Source organism: Streptosporangium carneum (assembly GCF_027922005.1).
Classification (GTDB): Bacteria; Actinomycetota; Actinomycetes; order Streptosporangiales; family Streptosporangiaceae; genus Streptosporangium; species Streptosporangium carneum.
In genome coordinates, this window is record NZ_BSEV01000016.1 from 21,627 (window position 1) to 39,629 (window position 18,003).

Annotated in this window: 18 protein-coding genes; 7 read left to right on the top strand and 11 right to left on the bottom strand. The window is 70.1% G+C overall.

The genetic code is table 11. From position 1 onward, the window contains the following. Positions 1-10 precede the first annotated feature (10 nt). Positions 11-2,275, top strand: a complete 2,265-nt coding sequence (locus PKF00_RS28125; protein WP_271220670.1) for a pyridoxal-phosphate dependent enzyme — start codon at positions 11-13, stop codon at positions 2,273-2,275. Between the two features lie 58 nt (positions 2,276-2,333). Here PKF00_RS28125 and PKF00_RS28130 read toward each other — a convergent pair whose 3' ends face one another. Continuing rightward, positions 2,334-3,320 carry a TauD/TfdA family dioxygenase gene (locus tag PKF00_RS28130; protein WP_271220671.1) on the bottom strand — a complete coding sequence of 329 codons (987 nt, stop codon included), beginning with the start codon at positions 3,318-3,320 and terminating at the stop codon, positions 2,334-2,336. A gap of 258 nt (positions 3,321-3,578) precedes the next feature. Between PKF00_RS28130 and PKF00_RS28135 the strand changes: the two genes are divergently transcribed. Then, positions 3,579-4,343, top strand: coding sequence for a DedA family protein (locus tag PKF00_RS28135; RefSeq protein WP_309298440.1), 765 nt, complete (start codon positions 3,579-3,581; stop codon positions 4,341-4,343). Here the strand turns inward: PKF00_RS28135 and PKF00_RS28140 are convergent. The 7 genes from PKF00_RS28140 to PKF00_RS28170 all read right to left on the bottom strand — a co-directional run bounded on the left by PKF00_RS28140 (position 4,306) and on the right by PKF00_RS28170 (position 10,409). After that, the gene (locus tag PKF00_RS28140; RefSeq protein WP_271220672.1) at positions 4,306-5,664 is read right to left on the bottom strand and encodes an FAD-dependent oxidoreductase; all 1,359 of its coding nucleotides are present in this window, start codon (positions 5,662-5,664) and stop codon (positions 4,306-4,308) included. The two genes, PKF00_RS28135 and PKF00_RS28140, sit on opposite strands and share 38 nt — an antisense overlap. Beyond that, complete coding sequence (locus PKF00_RS28145) at positions 5,661-6,485, bottom strand: alpha/beta fold hydrolase (RefSeq protein WP_271220673.1); 825 nt, start codon at positions 6,483-6,485, stop codon at positions 5,661-5,663. The genes PKF00_RS28140 and PKF00_RS28145 overlap by 4 nt, the downstream gene beginning before the upstream one ends. Before the next feature lie 19 nt (positions 6,486-6,504). Then, positions 6,505-6,729 (bottom strand): MbtH family protein, encoded by a 225-nt coding sequence (locus PKF00_RS28150; RefSeq protein ID WP_271220674.1) that lies wholly within the window; start codon positions 6,727-6,729, stop codon positions 6,505-6,507. 62 nt (positions 6,730-6,791) lie between these two features. Continuing rightward, on the bottom strand, positions 6,792-7,598 hold the full coding sequence (locus tag PKF00_RS28155; RefSeq protein WP_271220675.1) for an ABC transporter permease: 807 nt from the start codon (positions 7,596-7,598) through the stop codon (positions 6,792-6,794). Between the two features lie 16 nt (positions 7,599-7,614). Next, complete coding sequence (locus PKF00_RS28160) at positions 7,615-8,553, bottom strand: ATP-binding cassette domain-containing protein (RefSeq protein ID WP_271220676.1); 939 nt, start codon at positions 8,551-8,553, stop codon at positions 7,615-7,617. Then, complete coding sequence (locus tag PKF00_RS28165; protein ID WP_271220677.1) at positions 8,553-9,443, bottom strand: tryptophan 2,3-dioxygenase; 891 nt, start codon at positions 9,441-9,443, stop codon at positions 8,553-8,555. The genes PKF00_RS28160 and PKF00_RS28165 overlap by 1 nt, the downstream gene beginning before the upstream one ends. 27 nt (positions 9,444-9,470) lie before the next feature. Next, positions 9,471-10,409: a TauD/TfdA family dioxygenase gene (locus tag PKF00_RS28170; RefSeq protein ID WP_271220678.1), complete on the bottom strand. Its 939-nt coding sequence runs from the start codon at positions 10,407-10,409 to the stop codon at positions 9,471-9,473. A 312-nt stretch (positions 10,410-10,721) separates the two neighbouring features. On the opposite strand from PKF00_RS28170, the gene PKF00_RS28175 reads away from it, so the two are divergent. The 4 genes from PKF00_RS28175 (at position 10,722) to PKF00_RS28190 (ending at position 15,396) form a co-directional block, all read left to right on the top strand. Next, the gene (locus PKF00_RS28175; RefSeq protein WP_271220679.1) at positions 10,722-12,299 is read left to right on the top strand and encodes a tryptophan halogenase family protein; all 1,578 of its coding nucleotides are present in this window, start codon (positions 10,722-10,724) and stop codon (positions 12,297-12,299) included. After that, complete coding sequence (locus tag PKF00_RS28180; RefSeq protein ID WP_271220680.1) at positions 12,296-12,838, top strand: flavin reductase family protein; 543 nt, start codon at positions 12,296-12,298, stop codon at positions 12,836-12,838. The genes PKF00_RS28175 and PKF00_RS28180 overlap by 4 nt, the downstream gene beginning before the upstream one ends. Positions 12,839-13,793: 955 nt before the next feature. Further along, a complete protein-coding gene (locus tag PKF00_RS28185) occupies positions 13,794-14,735 on the top strand; it encodes an ArsR/SmtB family transcription factor (RefSeq protein ID WP_271220681.1) in 942 nt (313 codons plus the stop codon). 106 nt (positions 14,736-14,841) lie between these two features. Beyond that, positions 14,842-15,396: a YceI family protein gene (locus tag PKF00_RS28190; RefSeq protein WP_271220682.1), complete on the top strand. Its 555-nt coding sequence runs from the start codon at positions 14,842-14,844 to the stop codon at positions 15,394-15,396. Between the two features lie 111 nt (positions 15,397-15,507). Here the strand turns inward: PKF00_RS28190 and PKF00_RS28195 are convergent, their stop codons facing one another. The 3 genes from PKF00_RS28195 to PKF00_RS28205 form a co-directional block, all read right to left on the bottom strand. Next, positions 15,508-16,593, bottom strand: coding sequence for a protein-glutamine glutaminase family protein (locus PKF00_RS28195; RefSeq protein WP_271220683.1), 1,086 nt, complete (start codon positions 16,591-16,593; stop codon positions 15,508-15,510). 224 nt (positions 16,594-16,817) lie between these two features. Next, the gene (locus PKF00_RS28200; RefSeq protein WP_271220684.1) at positions 16,818-17,093 is read right to left on the bottom strand and encodes a DUF8825 domain-containing protein; all 276 of its coding nucleotides are present in this window, start codon (positions 17,091-17,093) and stop codon (positions 16,818-16,820) included. 175 nt (positions 17,094-17,268) lie between these two features. Beyond that, positions 17,269-17,652: a hypothetical protein gene (locus tag PKF00_RS28205; protein WP_271220685.1), complete on the bottom strand. Its 384-nt coding sequence runs from the start codon at positions 17,650-17,652 to the stop codon at positions 17,269-17,271. A gap of 50 nt (positions 17,653-17,702) precedes the next feature. Here PKF00_RS28205 and PKF00_RS28210 point away from each other — a divergent pair, with 50 nt between their 5' ends. Then, the gene (locus PKF00_RS28210; protein ID WP_271220686.1) at positions 17,703-17,999 is read left to right on the top strand and encodes a hypothetical protein; all 297 of its coding nucleotides are present in this window, start codon (positions 17,703-17,705) and stop codon (positions 17,997-17,999) included. Positions 18,000-18,003 lie beyond the last annotated feature (4 nt).

The following is an 18,003-nucleotide window of genomic DNA, read 5'->3' on the forward strand; positions in this document are numbered from 1 at the left end:
GGGGCGACACATGCTGAGCGAGAACGTGATCAACGCGATTGGCGGCACCCCGCTGGTCCGTCTCAGGACGGGCAGGGAGCGGGGCGTGGAGGTCTACGCCAAACTGGAGATGCAGAACCTCTTCGCGATGAAGGACCGGGTCGCCAAGGAGATCATCCTTCAGGCCCGCGCGCGCGGGGAGCTCGCCGAGGGCGCGCCCGTCGTGGAGAGCTCGTCGGGGACGATGGCGCTCGGGGTCGCGCTCGTCGGCACCGCGCTCGGCCATCCGGTCCACATCGTCACCGACCCCCGGATCGACCCGATCACGCTGGCGAAGCTGAAGGCGCTCGGCTGCTCGGTGCACGTGGTGAAGGAGATGGACGAGCGGGGCTGGCAGGGCGCCAGGCTCACGCGGCTGGCGGAGCTGATGAACGAGCACCCCGGCGCGTTCTGGCCCCGCCAGTACGACAACCCGGACAACCCCGGCGCCTACCGCACGCTGGCCGCCGAGCTCCTGGCGGACCTGGACCGCGTCGACGTCGTCGTCGGGTCCGTCGGCAGCGGCGGCTCCCTGTGCGGCACCTCCAGGGTCCTGAAGGAGTCGCTGCCCGATCTGCGCGTGGTCGGCGTCGACTGCGTCGGAAGCGTCATCTTCGGGCAGCCCGACTGGCCGCAGCGGCTGCAGAGCGGGCTCGGCAACAGCCTGCGGCCGCCGAACGTGGACCACGACCTGATCGACGAGGTGCACTGGCTCAGCGACCACGAGGCGTTCTCCTCGACCAGGGAGCTGGCGAGCGAGGAGAAGCTGTTCGCGGGCAACACCTCCGGCTCGGTGTACCGGGTGCTCGGCGAGCTCGCGCGCCGCGCGGAGCCGGGAACCAGGATCGTGGGGATCTTCCCCGACAGGGGCGACCGCTACACCGCCACCGTCCACGACGACGACTACTGGGCCGAGCGGAACCTGTCCGAGCGCCCCCTGTCGGCCAGACCCCGCCAGGTGGTCATGGGGACCCCGGTCTCCGCCTGGTCCTACGCGCACACCCGCGAGGAGGACCCGCGGCCGAGGTTCGTGTTCGTCGAGTCCAACACCACGGGCACCGGGATGCTGGCGCTCGGCGTGGCCAGGCGGCTCGGGTACGAGCCGCTCCTGCTCACCGCGGACCCGGGACGCTACGCGGGCTTCGAGGAGACCGGATGCCAGGCGGTGCGCTGCGACACCGACGACCTGGACGACCTCCTGGGCGCGCTCGGCCGGGCCTGCGACCCGCACACCGTCGCGGGCGTCACCACGACGAGCGAGTTCTACCTGGCGACGGCGGCGCGGCTGGCCGGGGCGCTCGGGCTGGCCGCGGAGGACCCCGAGGCCGTCGCGGGCTGCCGGGACAAGGGACGGCTGCGCCGTACGCTGGCGGAGGCCGGGGTGCGGCAACCGGCCTTCGAGGTCGTGCGCGACCCCGGGGACGCGGCCCGGGCCGCCCTCCGCGTCGGCCTTCCCTGCGTGGTGAAACCGGTCGACGACTCCGGGTCGAGCCGTGTGCGCCGCTGCGACACCCCCGAGGAGGCGGCGGCGCAGGTCGCCGAGATCGTGGCGGTGACCGTCAACGGGCGAGGCCAGCCGACGGCGCGCGCCGCCCTGGTCGAGGAGTACCTCGACTGCCCCGAGTACAGCGTCGAGACGTTCGGCCTGGACGGCGAGCACCTCCTGGTCGGCATCGTGGACAAGAGCGTCACGGGCGCGCCCTGCTTCGTCGAGTCACGGCACCTCGTGCCCGCCGGCCTGCCCGCCGACGCGGCGCAGGAGATGGCCGCCACGGTGCGCGCCGCCCTGTCGGCGGCGGGTCTGCGCAGGGGACCCGGCCACACCGAGGTCAAGCTGACCCCCGAGGGCGCCGCGATCGTCGAGATCAACCCCAGGCTGGCGGGCGGCATGATCCCCGAGCTGTTCCGTCTCACCACCGGCGTGGACCTGCTGGAGAGCCAGATCCGCTACGCCGCGGGGTTCGTCCCGGCGCTGCCGGAGGGGTTCGACGGCTGCGCCGGGATCCGCTTCCTCATGCCCGACGGCGAGGGCCTGCTCGAACGCGTCACCGGGGTCGACGACGCGCGCGCCGTCACCGGGATCGAGAGGGTGACGGTGACCGCGATCCCCGGCCAGGCGGTGCGTCCGCCCCGCGACGCCTACGGCAGGATCGGGCACGTGATCGCGCGTGGCCGTTCCCGGGAGGACGTGGCCGACGCGCTGGAGAAGGCGTGCGGGATGATCCGCGTCGAGGTGGCGGAGTCCGGCGGACGCTGACCGCCTGGAACGCCGCGGGGCCCGGCACGTCCGAGGACGTGCCGGGCCCCGCCGCGTTTCAGAGCTCGGCCTCCCAGATCCGGGAGACGTCGCACTTGTCCAGACGTATCGGGTCGCCCATCGCGACGACCACCTGCCGGTCCCCCGTGTAGGGCTCCCTGTTGTGCGCCGTGCGGACGTTGTCGACCACCATCAGGTCGCCGTCCTGCCACGGCTCCCGCAGGGTGTGCCGGTCGTAGACGTCGTTGATCTGCTCCACGATCTCCTCGTCGAGCGGCTCCCCGTCGCCGAACAGGGTGGTGAAGGGCAGGCTGTCCGGGCCGAACTCCGACTTCAGGAACTCCCGGACGGAGGCCTCCATCGTCCACTCGTTGAGGAAGGCGATCTGGTTGAACCAGCAGCGCTCGCCGGTCACCGGGTGCGTGACGACCGCCGGACGCCGCTGCCGGGTGCGCAGGCCGCCGTCGGCGGTCCACTGGAACCGGATGTGGTTGTCGGAGCAGTACCGCTCGACCTCGGCCCGGTCCGTGGTGCCGAACGCCTCCGTCCAGGCCACGCCGACCAGCGGATTGTAGCTGCGGAGCAGCTGCCAGCCCTCGCGTTCGAAACGGGCGACGAGGTCACCGGGAAGATCGCGGAGGACCGCGCGCGCGTCGGCCAGTGCCGTCACGCCTCCGCTGGAGGGCGCGCGCAGGCAGGAGAGGATCATCAGCCCGGGGAACTCCATCGCGTAGCTCAGCTCGTGGTGCATGCACATGGGCTGGTCGCGAGGCCACTTCGACGACGAGTAGACGCGGTCGCCGTGGCCGTCCCGGGGCGCGAAGCCCTCGCGCTCCGGGAGCAGCTCGGCGGCCAGCGCCCGGCTGACCCCGGCGGCCTGCGCGGCGTCGCGGATGCCCAGGCCCCGCACCAGCACGGCTCCGTGTTCGTCGACGGCGGCTCGCAGCCGTTCGCGGTGCTTGCTCACCCATTGCCGCGGTGACTCCGTGGTCACGCGGAGGACGGGCGGAGCCCCTTCGGCGAGAGCGAAGTCGAGGTCGGACATGTCTTGTGACTCCCTTCAACGGTCACTGCGGCGGCCTTCGACGGTCACCGCGGCGGAGACGATCTCCGACGCCTGGCCGGCCTCACGTGTCCGGCGCGCCGGCCGGGTGAACGCGCCGCCTCGCACCCGGTCACCGGCCGTCCCCCGGGGCGAGGAACTTACGAAGGTAAAGGGGGGTCATGCCGATCGTTCAATGTGGACGATCTCTGTTCGCCCGTACGGTCGTGGAAAGTCACGGCACAGGGGTGGGAGGAACAGGTGAACGTCGCGTTTTCGGCAGACCCAGCCGTTTCGGGGGGAGTCGTCGGCTGGGTGGTGGACCTGATGGACTCGCTGGGCGCGCCGGGCGCGGGCCTGGCGATCGCGCTGGAGAACCTGTTCCCCCCGCTGCCCAGCGAGGTCTTCCTCCCCCTGGCGGGGTTCACCGCGGGCCAGGGGAGGATGAGCCTGTTCGCCGCGCTGGCGTGGACCACCGCCGGATCGGTCGCCGGGGCGCTCGTGCTCTACCTGCTCGGCGCCCTGCTGGGGCCCCACCGCATCCGGGCGATCGTCGCGAGGATGCCCCTCATGCGTGTGGCCGACGTGGACCGCACCCTGGCGTGGTTCGCCAAGCACGGCACGAAGGCGGTGTTCCTCGGGCGGCTGATCCCCATCTTCCGAAGCCTGATCTCCATTCCGGCCGGGGTCGAGCGGATGCGCCTGCCCGTCTTCCTGGGACTCACCGCGCTGGGCAGCCTGATCTGGAACTCGGTGCTGGTGATGGCGGGATATCTCCTGGGGGACAACTGGGGGGTCGTCGAGGGCTACGTCGGTGTGTTCTCCCGGATCGTGCTGGTGCTGACGGTGCTCGCGGTCGTGCTGTTCGTCGCCGTCAGGCTGGCCGGCGCCCGTTCGGGCGGGCGGCGCGGCACGGGTGCCAGGAGAGGCGCCAAGGGGTCCGCCGGGACGCGGGCGGAGACGGACGTCGCGGACCTGCCGCCGGTCGTCAGCGACCATGACGGCGGCGGGCGGCTGCCCAGGTGACGGCGCAGGCGGCGGAAAGGCCGACGAGCGCCGCCGCGCCGCCTCCCACCCTTCTCAGCACCCGCTCCTGACGCCGGGCGCGCTCGAGCGCGTCGGCGTAGGGGATGGTGGTGTGCGAGACCATGGTGTACAGCGGCTGCCAGAGCTCGGGGAAGAGGCCGTGGAGCGCCACGTCCGCCTGCTTGCGCAGGGCGAACAGCGGCGAGCGCAGCCGGTCGCGGAGCTCGGTGAAGTGCTCGGCCGACAGGTCGGCCAGCACGTCCGTGTGCGGTTTGCGGCTCTCCTGATACCGCCGGAACGCCGTGGCCCAGTCGTCAGGGTGGGTGCGCAGGCAGGCGTCCAGGCGGAGACAGTCCTCGAAGGCGGCGTTCATGCCCTGGCCGTAGAAGGGATACACCGCGTGGCAGGCGTCCCCGACGAGCACCGCCTTGTCGCCGTGGCTCCACGGCGAGGTGCGCACCGTCACCAGGGTCCCGACCGGGTTGGCCGCGAACTCCCTCACGAGGTCGGGCATCAGGCCGAGCGCGTCGGGGAAGTGCGTGCGGAAGAACCTCTCGACCGTCGCGGGGGAGGTCAGCGCCTCGAAGCCGCCCTCGCCCCTCAACGGGAGGAACAGCGTGCCGGTCAGGGAGTTGTCGTGGTTGGGCTGGGCGATCAGCATCCGCTCGGAGCCGGGCCACACGTGGAACGCCTCGAGAAGCGTGCGCGGCGAGCCGTCGGCCGCGGGAGGGATGGTGAGCTGCTTGTACCCCCAGTCGAGGAACTCCTGGCGGTAGTCGGCGGGCTCCCCCCGCTGCATCTCACGGCGGACCGCGGAGAAGACCCCGTCGGCGCCGATGACGGCGTCCGCGGCGACGGTGAGCTCCTCGCCCGTCTCCTCGTCGGTCAGGTAGGCGATCCCCTTGTCCTTGTCCAGGCGTTCGAAGGCGGTGCGGAAGAGGAAGCGGACGCGTTCGAAGGACAGGGCCCGCTCGATCAGCGCGACGTTCAGGTCGCCGCGCATGACCGAGTGCAGGATCTGGTCGTCGTTCGTGCCGTAGGGATGGAAGTCGATCTGGCCGTCGGGCCGGTGCACCGCCCTGCCGCGCATGGGCACCGTACGGGGCCGAAGCGAGTCGAGCAGCCCGATCTCGCGCAGCGCCTTGAGGCCGCGGCGGGACAGACCGAGGTTGATCGAGCGAGCCCCCTCCTCGGCCGTGCCCTGTCTGGGATCGCCCCTGCGTTCGTACACCTCGACGTGGAAGCCGCGCCGGCCCAGCAGGACGGCCATGAGGGAGCCCGCCAGACCCGCGCCCACGATCGCCACCCGGGGCGCGGTCATGGGTGTCCGCCCGCCGGGGCGTCGCGTTCGAAGAACGCGAGGATCCGCTTGTTCACCCCCGCCGGATCCTCGAGGTAGCCGTAGTGGCCGCACGCGGCCAGCTCCTCGTGGATCGCTCCCGGGATCGCCTCCGCGACCGCTCTGCCGTGGTGCGGCGGCGTGATCAGGTCGTCGGCGAAGGAGATCACGAGGCAGGGCACGCCGATCCTCCGGTAGGCGTCCAGCCGGTCGGGCATCGGATCGAGCCGCAGCTGCGCCTGCACCCCCGGCCCCCTCGACAGGGTCAGTTCGAACAGGTCCAGCCAGTCCTTGGCCTGAAGGTCGTCGTTGAGCGTCGACGGCGACAGGACCTGCAGGGCCTGTACGGCGGCGCGGTAGCGGGCCGGCGGTTCCACCCCGCTGTCGCCCAGTTCGATCTCTCCGACGGCCAGCGCGGAGCGGACCGTGTCGCTGCGGCCCCGGGTGGCCATCAGCACCGCCTGCCTGACCAGCTCGGGCCTGGCGAGCGCCAGCTCCTGCGCGACGTAGGCGCCCATCGACGTGCCGACCACCCGGCAGGGCCCGATCCCCAGCCGCTCGATCAGGCCGGCCACGTCGCCGACCATGTCGTGCACGGTGAAGCCCTCGGCGCACTCGTCGCTGGGCGGGATCCCGCGGTTGTCGAAAGTGATCACCCGGTAGCCCGCCTCGACCAGCGCGGGCACCTGGTGCAGCTCCCACACCCGGTGCCCCGCGCCGGTGCCCATCACCATGAGCACGGGCTCGCCTGAGCCTGTGTCCTTGTAGTTCAGCCGAATCCCGTTGACCGAGATGACAGGCATCGTGTCGTCCTCCGGACCGTCAGTTCGACCCTGCGGGGCCGTCCATGGCCTCGACAAGGCTCTTGGGCCGCATGTCGGTCCAGTTCTCGTTGACGTAGTCGAGCGCCTCCTGCCGGGTGGCGTCCGTCAGCACGGTCTCCCAGCCTGCGGGAACCTCGGCGAAGGCGGGCCACAGGGAGTGCTGGCCCTCGTGGTTGACCAGCACCAGGTAGACGCCCTCTGGGTCCTCGAACGGGTTGCTCATCTTCACTCCTTCTGGTCGGTGTACGACGTTTTACGGACGGCTTGGTGTGGGGTCGTGACGTGTCACGCGGTCAGGGGCTTGCGGCGTATCCCGGCCATCGCGACGAACTGCGCGAGCACCGCCAGCACCAGGCTGGCCAGCAGCGCCACGGGCACCTCGGCGCCTCCCGCCGTCGAGAGCGTCAGATGCCGGGAGGCGTTCACCGCGTGGCTCAGCGGGTTGACGGTGGCCACCGCCTGCAGCCATCCCGGCAGCACGTCCAGGGGGACGAAGGCGCTCGAGGCGAACGTCAACGGGAAGACCGCGAGGAAGCCGACGGCCTGCATGACCTCCGCGCTGCGGGTGAACGCCCCGAGGGCGATGAACGTCCACGCCAGGGACCAGGTCACGAACAGGGCGATGAGCAGGGCGAAGGCCATGCCGCGGACCCCGCCGGGAGGGGAGAAGCCGAGCAGCGCGACCGCGCCGAGCAACATGACCAGGATCTGCACGGCGGCCCGGGCGAGGTCGGCGACGCCGCGCCCGAAGAGCACCCAGTACATGCCGATGGGCAGCGAGCGGAACCTGGCCATGACGCCGTTCTCCAGGTCCTTGATCAGACCCACGCCCGCGGAGACGGCGGGCCCGATGCCCGTCGTGATCAGGATGCCCGGCATCAGATAGTCGATGTACCGCACTCCCTGGGGGAAGTACGCCGGGTTCGCCATGCTGCCGAACACCTCGCTGATGACCAGCAGCATGAAGACGGGCTGCAGCAGGCCCAGCACGGTCACCTGCCAGCTGGACACGACCGTGCGCAGGGCACGCCCTGTCAGCACGGTGAACTGGGTGAAGGCGCTGCTTCCCCGCCAGACGGGAACGGTGGTCATGGGAGCTCCAGCATGATCAGCTAACCCGGCCCGCGGCCAGGGAGAGGTAGACGTCGTCGAGGGTGGGCTGGGTGAAGGCGATCTCGGCCGCCGTGGCGCCCGCGTCGTCCAGCGCGCGGACCACTCGTGCCAGGTCGGTCGAGGCCTCCACGGCGACGCTCACCTTGTCGCTCTCCTCGTCGGCCACGGGAAGCAGCCCCGCCCGTTCCAGCGACGCCACGGCCGCGGCCGTGTGCGCCTGGTCGGTCAGCGTGACGTGCACGGTGTGCTGGCCGACCCCGGCCTTGAGCTCGGAGGCGGTGCCGGCCGCGACGATCTTCCCGCCGGAGAGCACCGTGACGGAGTCGGCGAGCCGGTCGGCCTCGTCGAGGTACTGCGTGGTCAGCAGCACGGCGGTGCCGTCCTTGACCAGCCGTTCGACGATCTCCCACAGGCCGAGCCTGCCGGTGGGGTCCAGCCCGGTGGTCGGCTCGTCGAGGAAGATCACGTCGGGGTGGCCGACCAGGCTGGAGGCGAGGTCGAGCCGCCTGCGCATGCCTCCCGAGTACGTGCGCGCGGGCCGTCCGGCCGTGTGGGTCAGCTCGAAGACCTCCAGCAGCTCCTCGGCGCGCGCCTTCGCCTCGCGCCTGCCCGCCCCCAGCAGCCGGGCGATGAGCACGAGGTTGTCCGTGCCGGACAGCTCACGGTCCACGGCGACGAACTGCCCGGTGATCCCGATGTGCCGGCGGACCTCGCGGGCCTGGCTCACCACGTCGAAACCGGCGACCCTGGCCGTGCCGGAGGTCGGCGGCAGCAGGGTGGCGAGGATGTTGATCAGCGTGGTCTTGCCCGCCCCGTTGTGTCCGAGGAGGGCGAGCACCTCACCCTCCGGCACATGGAGGCTCACCCCATCCAGAGCTTTGACCTCGCCGAACACCATGCGGATCTCGGTCGCCTCGATCATCGGGGCGGACATCAGATGCCGCTCCGCACAAGCCAGAGCTCGGGGAAGAATCGGTGCTCGGCGACGCGCCGCAGCCAGCGCACGCCGCTGGTTCCCCCCGTGCCGGCCTTGGACCCGAGCAGGCGCTCGACGGTGAGCAGGTGCGCGGCCCGCCACCTGCCGAAGTCGTAGGCGATGTCGACGAGGGCCTCGGCGAGCTGGTGCAGCTCCAGGTGCCGGTCGGGGTCCTGGTAGACGAGCTGCCACGCGTCGGCCACCTCCTGCCGCTCCTCGTACGGCAGCGCCCAGTCACGCTCGGCGCAGTCCTGGGGAACCGGGAACCCGCGCCTGCGCAGCAGCCGCAGGGCCGCGTCGTAGAGGCTCGGCTCGCCGAGGGCGCGGCGCAGTTCCCGGTGGACGGCGGGGTCGCCGCGGTGCGGGGTCACCATCGCCTCGTTCTTGTTGCCCAGGATGAACTCCAGGTGCCGGTACATGGAGGACTGCAGCCCCGACCCCTCGCCCAGCTGGTCACGGAAGGCCCCGTACTCGACGGGGCTGAGCGAGCTGAGCACCTCCCACGTGTCGGTCAGCACGTTCTGCACGCGTGAGAGCCGCCGGAACACCCACAGCGCCCCGGCGACGTCGTCGAGGTCGAGCAGGTCGCGGGCCTGTCTGGCCTCGGTGTGGGCCAGCTTGAACAGCAGCTCGACGACCTGACTCATGATCAGGAAGGCGGGCTCGCTGAACTCCTTGGTCCGCGGGTTCTGCAGGGACAGCAGGATGTCGTCGGCGAGGTAGCTGACGAACGGATTGGCGCCGAAGTCGGCGACGGGCTCGCCGTTCGTCAGCCTGGCGCGCTCCTCGCGTTCCTCCTCCGACAGCGGTCTGACCGGACACCGGTCGTGGCTGGCAGACTTCTCCATCGAATCTCTCCCCTGGTCGTCGTCTTGTCAGTCGGACATCGCCACCAGCACGCGGCGCGCGCCGGTGAAGGGACGTCGTCCGTGCCCCACCAGGACGTTGTCGATGAGCAGCAGGTCGCCTTCCCGCCAGTCGACGTCGACCGCGGCCTCGAGCCCCCGGTCCCGCACCTGCACGGCGTACTCGCCCGGGATGGGGGAGCCGTCCGCGAAGGTCACCGACTGCGGCAGCTCGTCCTGGGGGAGGATCGCGCTCAGCTCGGCGGCGGTCTCGTCGCCGAGCCCGGCGGGGTGCCACTGGTCGAACTGGTTGAACCACACCTCGGCGCCGGTCACCGGATGGCGGACGGTGGCCGGGCGGAGCTGGCTCACCCACAGGCCGCCGTCCGGCCTCCACTTCCAGTCCGCCTCCGACTCGGCGAGGAACGCCTCGACCTCTTCGCGGGCGTCGGTCTCGAAGGTGTCCTGCCAGCTCTTGCCGAAGCCGTACCCGTCGTGCAGGTTCTGCAGGTACCGGACGCCTCCGGCGAACGCCTGCCTGACCTCGGGGTCCAGTGCCTCCAGCCACCGCGCGCCGTCCACGACGGGGGTCGCGCCTCCGGTGGCCGGGGCCTTGGCGCAGAAGAACAGCAGGCGCGCCGGCCAGCGTCTGGCGTACGAGAGCTCGTTGTGCATCGAGATCGTGAACTCGGGCGGGTACTCGGTCGAGGTGTAGACGTTCTTGCCGACCTTGGTCCGCGGGGAGTTCCCGTGCACGTAGGCCAGCCGGTTGGGCAGCAGAAGGTCCATCACCTGGTCGAGGGTGTGCTCCTGGACGCCGAAGCCGCGAAAGACCACGGCCTTCTCCCGGGCGAGCAGGTCGCCGAGGTCGCCCGCCGCCCGCAGGCAGTCGACGAGACCCTCCGCGTTCGCCGCGACGCCCGCGCCCGCGGGGTCCAGTTCACATGGCTTCCAACCGTCAGAATTCACGGAGTCCTCCATTGATTCGAATGCGTGGTGAGCAATCGAGGGAAGCTCTCGACGAATTCAGGGAGGACGGGCGTACGGCGCCGGATTATGCTCCCCTGTTACTCACCCCGGCCAAAGTAGTCAGCGTGTGCATGGCCGTCAAGCATTGGTTATGCATTGCCCGCCGGGCGGGCGGGCGTCGGGTAAGTGTGAAGTGCGTCTTTGCGCGGGAGCTTAAATTATTCACCCCCGGGGAGGCTGAATGATAAGTTCGGCATAATCCTGATTTGCATTATCCGTAGCCCTGCATTCGATCACGGGAGAGGTCAGATAATGCCCAGAAACGTTGTGATCGTGGGTGGCGGCACCGCGGGCTGGATGACGGCCTCCTATTTGACCGCCGCATTCGGTGACCAGGTATCGGTCACGCTCGTCGAGTCCGCGAACGTGGCGACGATCGGCGTGGGTGAGGCCACCTTCAGCACCGTCCGCCACTTCTTCGAATACCTGGGCCTCGACGAGCGCGAGTGGATGCCCGAGTGTCACGCGACCTACAAACTGGCGATCCGCTTCGAGAACTGGCGCGAGCGGGGGCATCACTTCTACCACGCCTTCGAGCGGATGCGCGCCGTGGACGGCTTCACGCTCCCCGAGTGGTGGCTCCACACCTCCCCGGGGTCGCGGTTCGACCAGGACTGCTTCGTGATCCCCGCGCTGTGCGACGCGATGAGCTCTCCGCGTCACCTCGAGGGCACCCTGTTCGAGCGGGAGTTCGCCGGCGACGCCGCAGGGCGGATGCACCGCAGCACGCTCACCGAGCAGGACACGCAGTTCCCCTACGCCTACCACTTCGACGCCACGCTTCTGGCCGGCTTCCTCACCAAGTACGCCACCGCGCGGGGGGTGCGCCACGTCCTGGACGACGTGCTCGAGGTGAAGCTGGACGACCGGGGCTGGATCAGCCACGTCGTGACCCGCGAGCACGGCGAACTGCACGGCGACCTGTTCGTGGACTGCACCGGCTTCCGGGGGATGCTGCTGAACGCGGCGCTCGGCGAGCCGTTCCTGTCCTACCAGGACACGCTGCCCAACGACCGGGCCGTGGCGCTGCGGGTGCCGAGGGACATGGCGACGCACGGGATCCGGCCCTGCACCACGGCGACGGCGCAGGACGCCGGCTGGATCTGGACGATCCCGCTGTTCGGCAGGGTCGGCACCGGTTACGTCTACTCCAGCCAGTACTGCGACGCCGAGGAGGCCGAGCGGACCCTGCGCGAGTTCGTCGGGCCGGAGGCCGACGACCTGTCCGCCAACCACATCCGCATGCGCATCGGCCGCAGCGAGAACTCCTGGGTCAAGAACTGCGTGGCCATCGGGCTGGCCAGCGGGTTCGTCGAGCCTCTGGAGTCGACGGGGATCTTCTTCATCCAGAACGGCATCGAGCAGCTCGTGAAGAACTTCCCCGCGGAGACGTGGGACGACGGGCTGCGCGCCGCCTACAACCGGCAGGTCGCCAACGTCATGGACGGCGTGCGCGAGTTCCTCGTGCTCCACTACTACGCGGCGGCCAGGCAGGACAACCAGTACTGGCGGGACACCAAGACCAGGCGGCTGCCCGACGACCTCGCCGACCGCCTCGAGCAGTGGCAGGCGCGGCTGCCCAACAGTGAGACGATCTTCCCCTACTACCACGGGTTCGAGCCCTACTCCTACGCGGTGATGCTGCTCGGGCTCGGCGGGCTGCGGACGCCGGCTCCGCCCGCGCTCGGCCTCCTCGACGGGACGGCGGCGGCCAAGGAGTTCCAGGCGGTGCGCGACCAGGCGCGCTACCTGGTGGATCGGCTGCCGACGCAGTACGGCTACTTCGCGCACCTGCACGGCCTGCCGCCCGAGCAGAGGGCGAGCCGGTGAGAGCGGGCTCCGGCGGCCGAGCTCCGGCCGCCGGGGGCCCCGGGGTCGGGGCGGCCGAGTTCCGCCTGCTGATGTCGGCGCTGCCCGCGGGGGTCACCATCGTCACCACCGTGGACCTCGACGGCAGGCCCTGGGGAATGACCTGCTCGTCGGTCTGCAGCGTCTCGCTGGAGCCGCCGGTGCTGCTGGTGTGCCTGAGGCGGGGCAGCCCGACACTGGAGGCGATGTTGCGGCGCTCGACCTTCGCGGTGAACCTGCTGCACGAGCGCGCCAGGGCCGCCGCCGAGCTGTTCGCCTCGGGCGCCCCGGACAGGTTCGACTCCGTGCGCTGGTCGGTCGGGCAGGGGGCCGGCGGACCGTACCTCACGGACGACGCCCACGCCGTCGCCCACTGCGAGATCAGACAGGCGGAGGTCGTCGGCGACCACGCCGTGGTGTTCGGCGCGGTCTTCCACACCGAGCACGAACCGAGGAGAGCCGAGACGGCCAGGCCGCTGCTGTACGGCCTGCGACGGTACGCCTCCTGGCCCGCGGGGTAAGGCCGGGGGAGGATCGGTCTCGCCGTGCGCGGCGGGACCGGTGAGGACGGTCTGGTCGCCGCCACGGTTTCCGGCGTCAGGCCGCGGGGGTTCACATGGTCACTGACCAGGAGTTTTTCACGGCTGTTCATGCGCAGAGTGCGGAATGTTCACCATTGGCGCCCTATGTAAAAGTGGTTATAGCGGACAGAGTGCAAGGCGTGGCAAACTGCAGATGCGAAGAGGTTCCGTTCACCGTTTCCGGTGCGAGAACCGCCGCTCTGTGACGCCTTACCGCGTGTCAGGGCTGTGTCATGCCGTGCGGGATCAATCTGCGGCCGTATTCCGCTTCGTCGTTCGCGGAATGCGGAGGTTGAAGGCGTGCCCGGCTCCCGGGGCGGCGAGCGAGCGCTGGAATTCGGGGAGCGCGTTGGATCGGGGGTGCCAGAGCCGCGTTCGGCGGTTTCCGTGGTCGACGACGTGCCGTGCGGCCGTCCGGTGGGCGGGGGCTCCGTCCGCTCCGGCCCGTGGCGGGCCGCCGAATATCCTTTCAAGTTCCTGAAAGAATTGAATTTTGTCGCACGAAATCGGTGACGCTGTGCGACCGGGGAAACGCAGAATGTCGGGAGCGCCGATAAAACAGCTCTTCACGGGGTGGTTCACGGGGTAACCAGGGTTTTTTGGGGACACCTTAAGCTCGTTGCGGTTGCATGGCCGAAACCTGAAGAATGTGCGCTCAGCTGGTGATCAATCTCCGTCTACGGCACCACGTGAACCGGGAGCTCCGGCCGACTCCACGGCCGGGATAGTGAGAACCGACGCCAACCAGGGGGTAGTGGCAGTTGAGAACATCGCTGGGTGAATCACATTCGTCGCCTTCAGTTCCGTTTCCCGCTCAGCGCGGGCGCTCGTTCCGGGCGGCCTGCGGCCGGTGTCCATGGGCACGGGTGGCCGGCGCCGGTGGGCGAGGGGTGCAGTGAACCGCATCTATTTCACCGTTGAGGATCTGGCCCAGACGCGAATCGTCACCGCGAAGCAGTCCGTCGCGGAGACGCTGTTCGCCATGGAGCTGATAAGACGCGGAACGGGAGGGGCCTTCTTCGGCGCCTGGCACCGTTCCATCCGCCGACGGCTGGGCACGCGCGCCCACGCCATGGCGGTTCTGGCGCGTTCGGCGCGGCTCGGCTACGAGCTGCTGCCGCCGGCCAAGGGGACATCGGAGCCTCTCGAGTTGAAGCTGACGTCGCATTGGGGCGGGGACACCCAACTGACGGCGCTCGTCAACGAGTTCTACAAGGTGGCGCTGGCTCCGTACGGGAAGCCCATTCACGACTATCTGGAGGCCGACCGGATCTTCAGGGGAGAGGTCCTGCTCAACGGGGGTGTGGACGCGTTGTTCTCGACGCTCCACCCGTGCGTCGCGTGGAATGCGCCGGTGCTCGAGGTCGACGCCCCCATGGGGCAGGACATCCACCTGGAGGGTCGAGGCCTGCTCATCATGCCGTCGCTCTTCCTGTTCGACAGGCTGACCGTCATATCCAGCCCCGACCACCCGTACGCGCCGCCGCTGCTCATCTATCCGACCACTCTGGACAAAGCCTCCGCCTCGCGGATATGGAACACCCCGGAGGCGAGCGAGCAGGCGCTCAGCGCGCTGGTCGGCAACACGCGCGCCCGCATTCTCAAGTCGCTCACCAAGAGTTACACCACCAGCGAACTCGGCCGGCTGATCGGCATCTCCGCGGCCGCGGCCAGCCAGAACACCGCCATCCTGCGCCAGGCGGGCCTCATCACCACCCGCCGGAAGTCCAACGAGGTCTTCCACACGCTCACCCCGCTGGGCGCGGCGCTCGTGCAGGGCCAGCCGTTCGGGGACCACCAGGTCAGGCTGGAGGTCGAATCCCTGGTCGCCTCCTGATCGGAAGGCGGCGTCACCAGGGCGGGAAGAACGACCCGTCGCCCCGCGTCAATCCCGTCCCGTGCCCGGGCCGGGAGAACGCGGGGCGGCGGGTTAACCTGGATCGGTGGACATCGTCACCGGCACATACTCCCTGGGACCGGAGAACGGCAGGCTGCTGGTGCGGACGACCCGCACCGGGCTCGGCGCGAAGGCCGGGCACGACCTCACGCTGGAGGCCGCCCGCTGGCACGGCGAGGCGGTCGTCGACGCCGCCGACCCGGCCCGTTCCTCGGTGACCGTCGAGGTGGACGCCACGTCGCTGGAGGTCCGCGAGGGGATCGGCGGCGTCAAGCCGCTCAGCGACTCCGATCGCGGGGAGATCGTGAAGAACATCCGGGAGAAGGTCCTGGCCACAGCCAGGCATCCGACGATCACGTTCCGCTCCACGCGGGTGGACGGCGCCGCCGAGGCGTTCCGCGTCGAGGGCGATCTCACGATCGTCGGCGTCACCCGGCCGGTCACGCTCGAGGGAGGGCTGCTCGAAGGCCGTCTGCGGGGTTCCGCCACGGTCACGCAGAGCCGGTGGGGGATCAAGCCCTACTCGGCCCTGTTCGGCGCGCTCCGCCTGAGCGACGAGACAGGCGTCTCGTTCGACCTCGCTCTCCCGCCGAGTCCCTGACGCCTTGCTCCGGGCGGAGCACGGAGCAAGACCGGAGGGTCGGGCACGGCGGGGGCACGGCGGGACGGGCCAGGAAGCCCTCCACCGTGCGCGTCCAGGCCGAGGGAGAGGTCAGGCGGCCAGCAGGGCCCTCAGCGCGCCGAAGTCGTTCTCGGCTCCGCTGCCGACGAAGGTGTTGCCCCAGTCGGCGAAGAACTTGGGGAAGGCGGTCCTGATGTAGAGCCTGTGCTCGGGGGTGAGCGCCCCGATCAGGCCTCGCAGCGTGTTCAGCTCGGCGGTGTATCCCGGATAGGGCACGGGCAGGCTCCGCGTCCTCTCGTTGGTCAGCCAGGTGTCGTGACAGTGGCGGAACAGCTGGTCGAGACCGGCGACGACGTCGTGGGCCGGGACGAGCCGTGCCCTGCCCGCCAGTTCCTGCGCGACGTTGCCGGGCGTGGCGACCACCGTCTTGGCCGGGTCGGTCGCGAGCGGCGGCGCGTAGACGGTGGGCCCGGCCCGCACCACCAGCGTGCGGTCGGCCGGATACGCCTTCGACACCAGGAGGCGCTGGCGCAGCTGGTCGTAGCCGATCTCCGCTTCGATCGGGCCGGTGGTCATCTTCCCGACCCAGTCGCCGATGCTCGTCGGCCCGTCCGACACCGAGGGGTCGAGCAGCACCGGCTCCGGCTTGGGGCCGCCGGAGGGGACGTACACGATCGGGGCCACGTGATACCACCACCCCACCTGGAGACGCTCGCCGAAACCGGGCTGGTCGCCGCCGTGGGGGGTGTTGAGGCGCAGTCCGCCCGCCGCGATGGCGAACACCTTGTCCACCTGGTAGCCCGAGAGCGCGAGCATGTTCGCCATGACCTCGGCGCGGGCGAAGCACCCGTCGGCCGGGTAGCGGTACGGGATGGGGGCGGACGTGCCGTCGGGCGCGGTGAAGCGCGCCTCGCGCAGGGTCGCGAAGAGCGCGTGCAACTCGTCCTCGGTGGACAGGATGCCGTTCCGCGCCGCGGCGACGTCGGCCTCCCTGACCCAGCCCCGTTTTCCCGCGTCGCCGCCCTCAAGCAGGCGGACCTGCCGCCAGCCCGGCTGCGTCTCGAGGACGAACACGCGGACCGTCACGCCGACCTTGGCCACCGGAGCCGCTCCGGGGTCCTTCGCGGAGTGGACCGTCACCGGCGACCCCGACCTGCCGTGGATCTCGTAGGCCATTTTCGTGCTCCGTTCTCGAACCGGGGGTGAAAAAAGGGGCACGGAAATCGGGAACGGAGTCGGACACCGCATGTGAGCTGCTTGTCCCGGCTCCGGTGCCGCTCCGGAACAATGCCGATCACTGCCATGAAAGACCTATGCGGGCGATAAATCAAATCATGGCGTGAATTGACAAGGAAATTGATTGTGAAAAAAGTTCACTTTAAATGACGTCGCTCGGGCGCTCAGGCTTTCGCGGCCTGTTGCAGCGCCTTCCACGCGGCGTGCCTGCCGTCCACCGTCGCCCACCACGGGTGCCTGTTGAGCGCCTCCAGTGCCTCCAGGCGCCGCTCGCGCGCCTCGGCCAGCCGCTCGCGCTGCTCCTCGGAGACCTCCGCCTCGCCCGCCAGTACCGCGATCGACGACGGCAGGGCGTCCGTCACCTCCTGCGCGTGCGCGTCCGCCGCCCAGTAGGCGCGCTGCGCGGCGATCAGGGTCTCCGGGAACTCGTATTCGGACATCGGTGCCTTCCCCGGCTGGTTCGGTATTTCGGTCGATCATATTGAACGGAGTCGAACGACCGAAAACACTCCGCCCCTCCGGAGGGCACGGCGCCGGAGGCGATCCTGCGGGAGCCGGAGCGACCTCGAACCCGACGAGGCGTCCCTGCGCGCCCGCGTCGTCCCTCCCCGCCGATCAGCAGCCTGGCACGCCCACCGCTCTGTCGGGCGGCGCCGTACAGACAGGCGGGTCCTCACGGTAGGCCGGGCCGTCGCTCCTGGGCAGGACGGCGACGGCCAGGATCCCGATCGCGGTCACGATCATCCCGTAAACCCAGACGCCGCTCCTGTTGCGGGCCGCGAGGGCGGCGAGCAGGCCGACGACCGGCGCCCCGAAGCCCAGCACCAGGGCGGCGACCGCCAGGACCGCGGCGAGTTGCGCGTTCTTCGGCGTGCCGCCCATCAGGGAGAAGCCGAATGTGAACGCCAGCACGCCGAGAAGCGGTGTGCCTGTGAACCAGATGATGCCGAGCAGGGCGAGTTTCGCGCCGCCCCTCCGCCCGGTGCTGTCCGACGTCATGATGAGAAGTATTCGCTTGCCGCCCCGTCCTTGTTCAAGAGAGGAAAGCCGTGGTTCTTCGGGAAATCGGTCGCGTTCTCATGGGGATCGGTTGTCTGGTTCTCGCCGTGAGCGCCGGTGCGCAGATGTACCTGCAGGACGAGCGGTGGAAGGCGAGGCTCCTCGAGCGGGCGAGAACCATCTCCCAGATCACGCCGGAAGCCGACGCGTCCTATGAGAGCCTGATCGTGATCGGATGGATCGGCATAGGCATCGGTGCGGTTTGGGTGCTCGCGTCCATCACGTGCTTTCTGACCGCGCAGATCATGGAGCAAGCGGAGTCGCCCGCCTCGGAGACGGAGGGGTAGCCCG

What these genes read in the sequence shown, in the direction of transcription:
- PKF00_RS28125 (WP_271220670.1), top strand. Translation starts at nt 11, where the DNA reads ATGCTGAGCGAGAACGTGATCAACGCGATTGGCGGCACCCCGCTGGTC.
- PKF00_RS28130 (WP_271220671.1), bottom strand. Translation starts at nt 3,320, where the DNA reads ATGTCCGACCTCGACTTCGCTCTCGCCGAAGGGGCTCCGCCCGTCCTC.
- PKF00_RS28140 (WP_271220672.1), bottom strand. Translation starts at nt 5,664, where the DNA reads ATGACCGCGCCCCGGGTGGCGATCGTGGGCGCGGGTCTGGCGGGCTCC.
- PKF00_RS28145 (WP_271220673.1), bottom strand. Translation starts at nt 6,485, where the DNA reads ATGCCTGTCATCTCGGTCAACGGGATTCGGCTGAACTACAAGGACACA.
- PKF00_RS28150 (WP_271220674.1), bottom strand. Translation starts at nt 6,729, where the DNA reads ATGAGCAACCCGTTCGAGGACCCAGAGGGCGTCTACCTGGTGCTGGTC.
- PKF00_RS28155 (WP_271220675.1), bottom strand. Translation starts at nt 7,598, where the DNA reads ATGACCACCGTTCCCGTCTGGCGGGGAAGCAGCGCCTTCACCCAGTTC.
- PKF00_RS28160 (WP_271220676.1), bottom strand. Translation starts at nt 8,553, where the DNA reads ATGTCCGCCCCGATGATCGAGGCGACCGAGATCCGCATGGTGTTCGGC.
- PKF00_RS28165 (WP_271220677.1), bottom strand. Translation starts at nt 9,443, where the DNA reads ATGGAGAAGTCTGCCAGCCACGACCGGTGTCCGGTCAGACCGCTGTCG.
- PKF00_RS28175 (WP_271220679.1), top strand. Translation starts at nt 10,722, where the DNA reads ATGCCCAGAAACGTTGTGATCGTGGGTGGCGGCACCGCGGGCTGGATG.
- PKF00_RS28195 (WP_271220683.1), bottom strand. Translation starts at nt 16,593, where the DNA reads ATGGCCTACGAGATCCACGGCAGGTCGGGGTCGCCGGTGACGGTCCAC.
- PKF00_RS28200 (WP_271220684.1), bottom strand. Translation starts at nt 17,093, where the DNA reads ATGTCCGAATACGAGTTCCCGGAGACCCTGATCGCCGCGCAGCGCGCC.
- PKF00_RS28205 (WP_271220685.1), bottom strand. Translation starts at nt 17,652, where the DNA reads ATGACGTCGGACAGCACCGGGCGGAGGGGCGGCGCGAAACTCGCCCTG.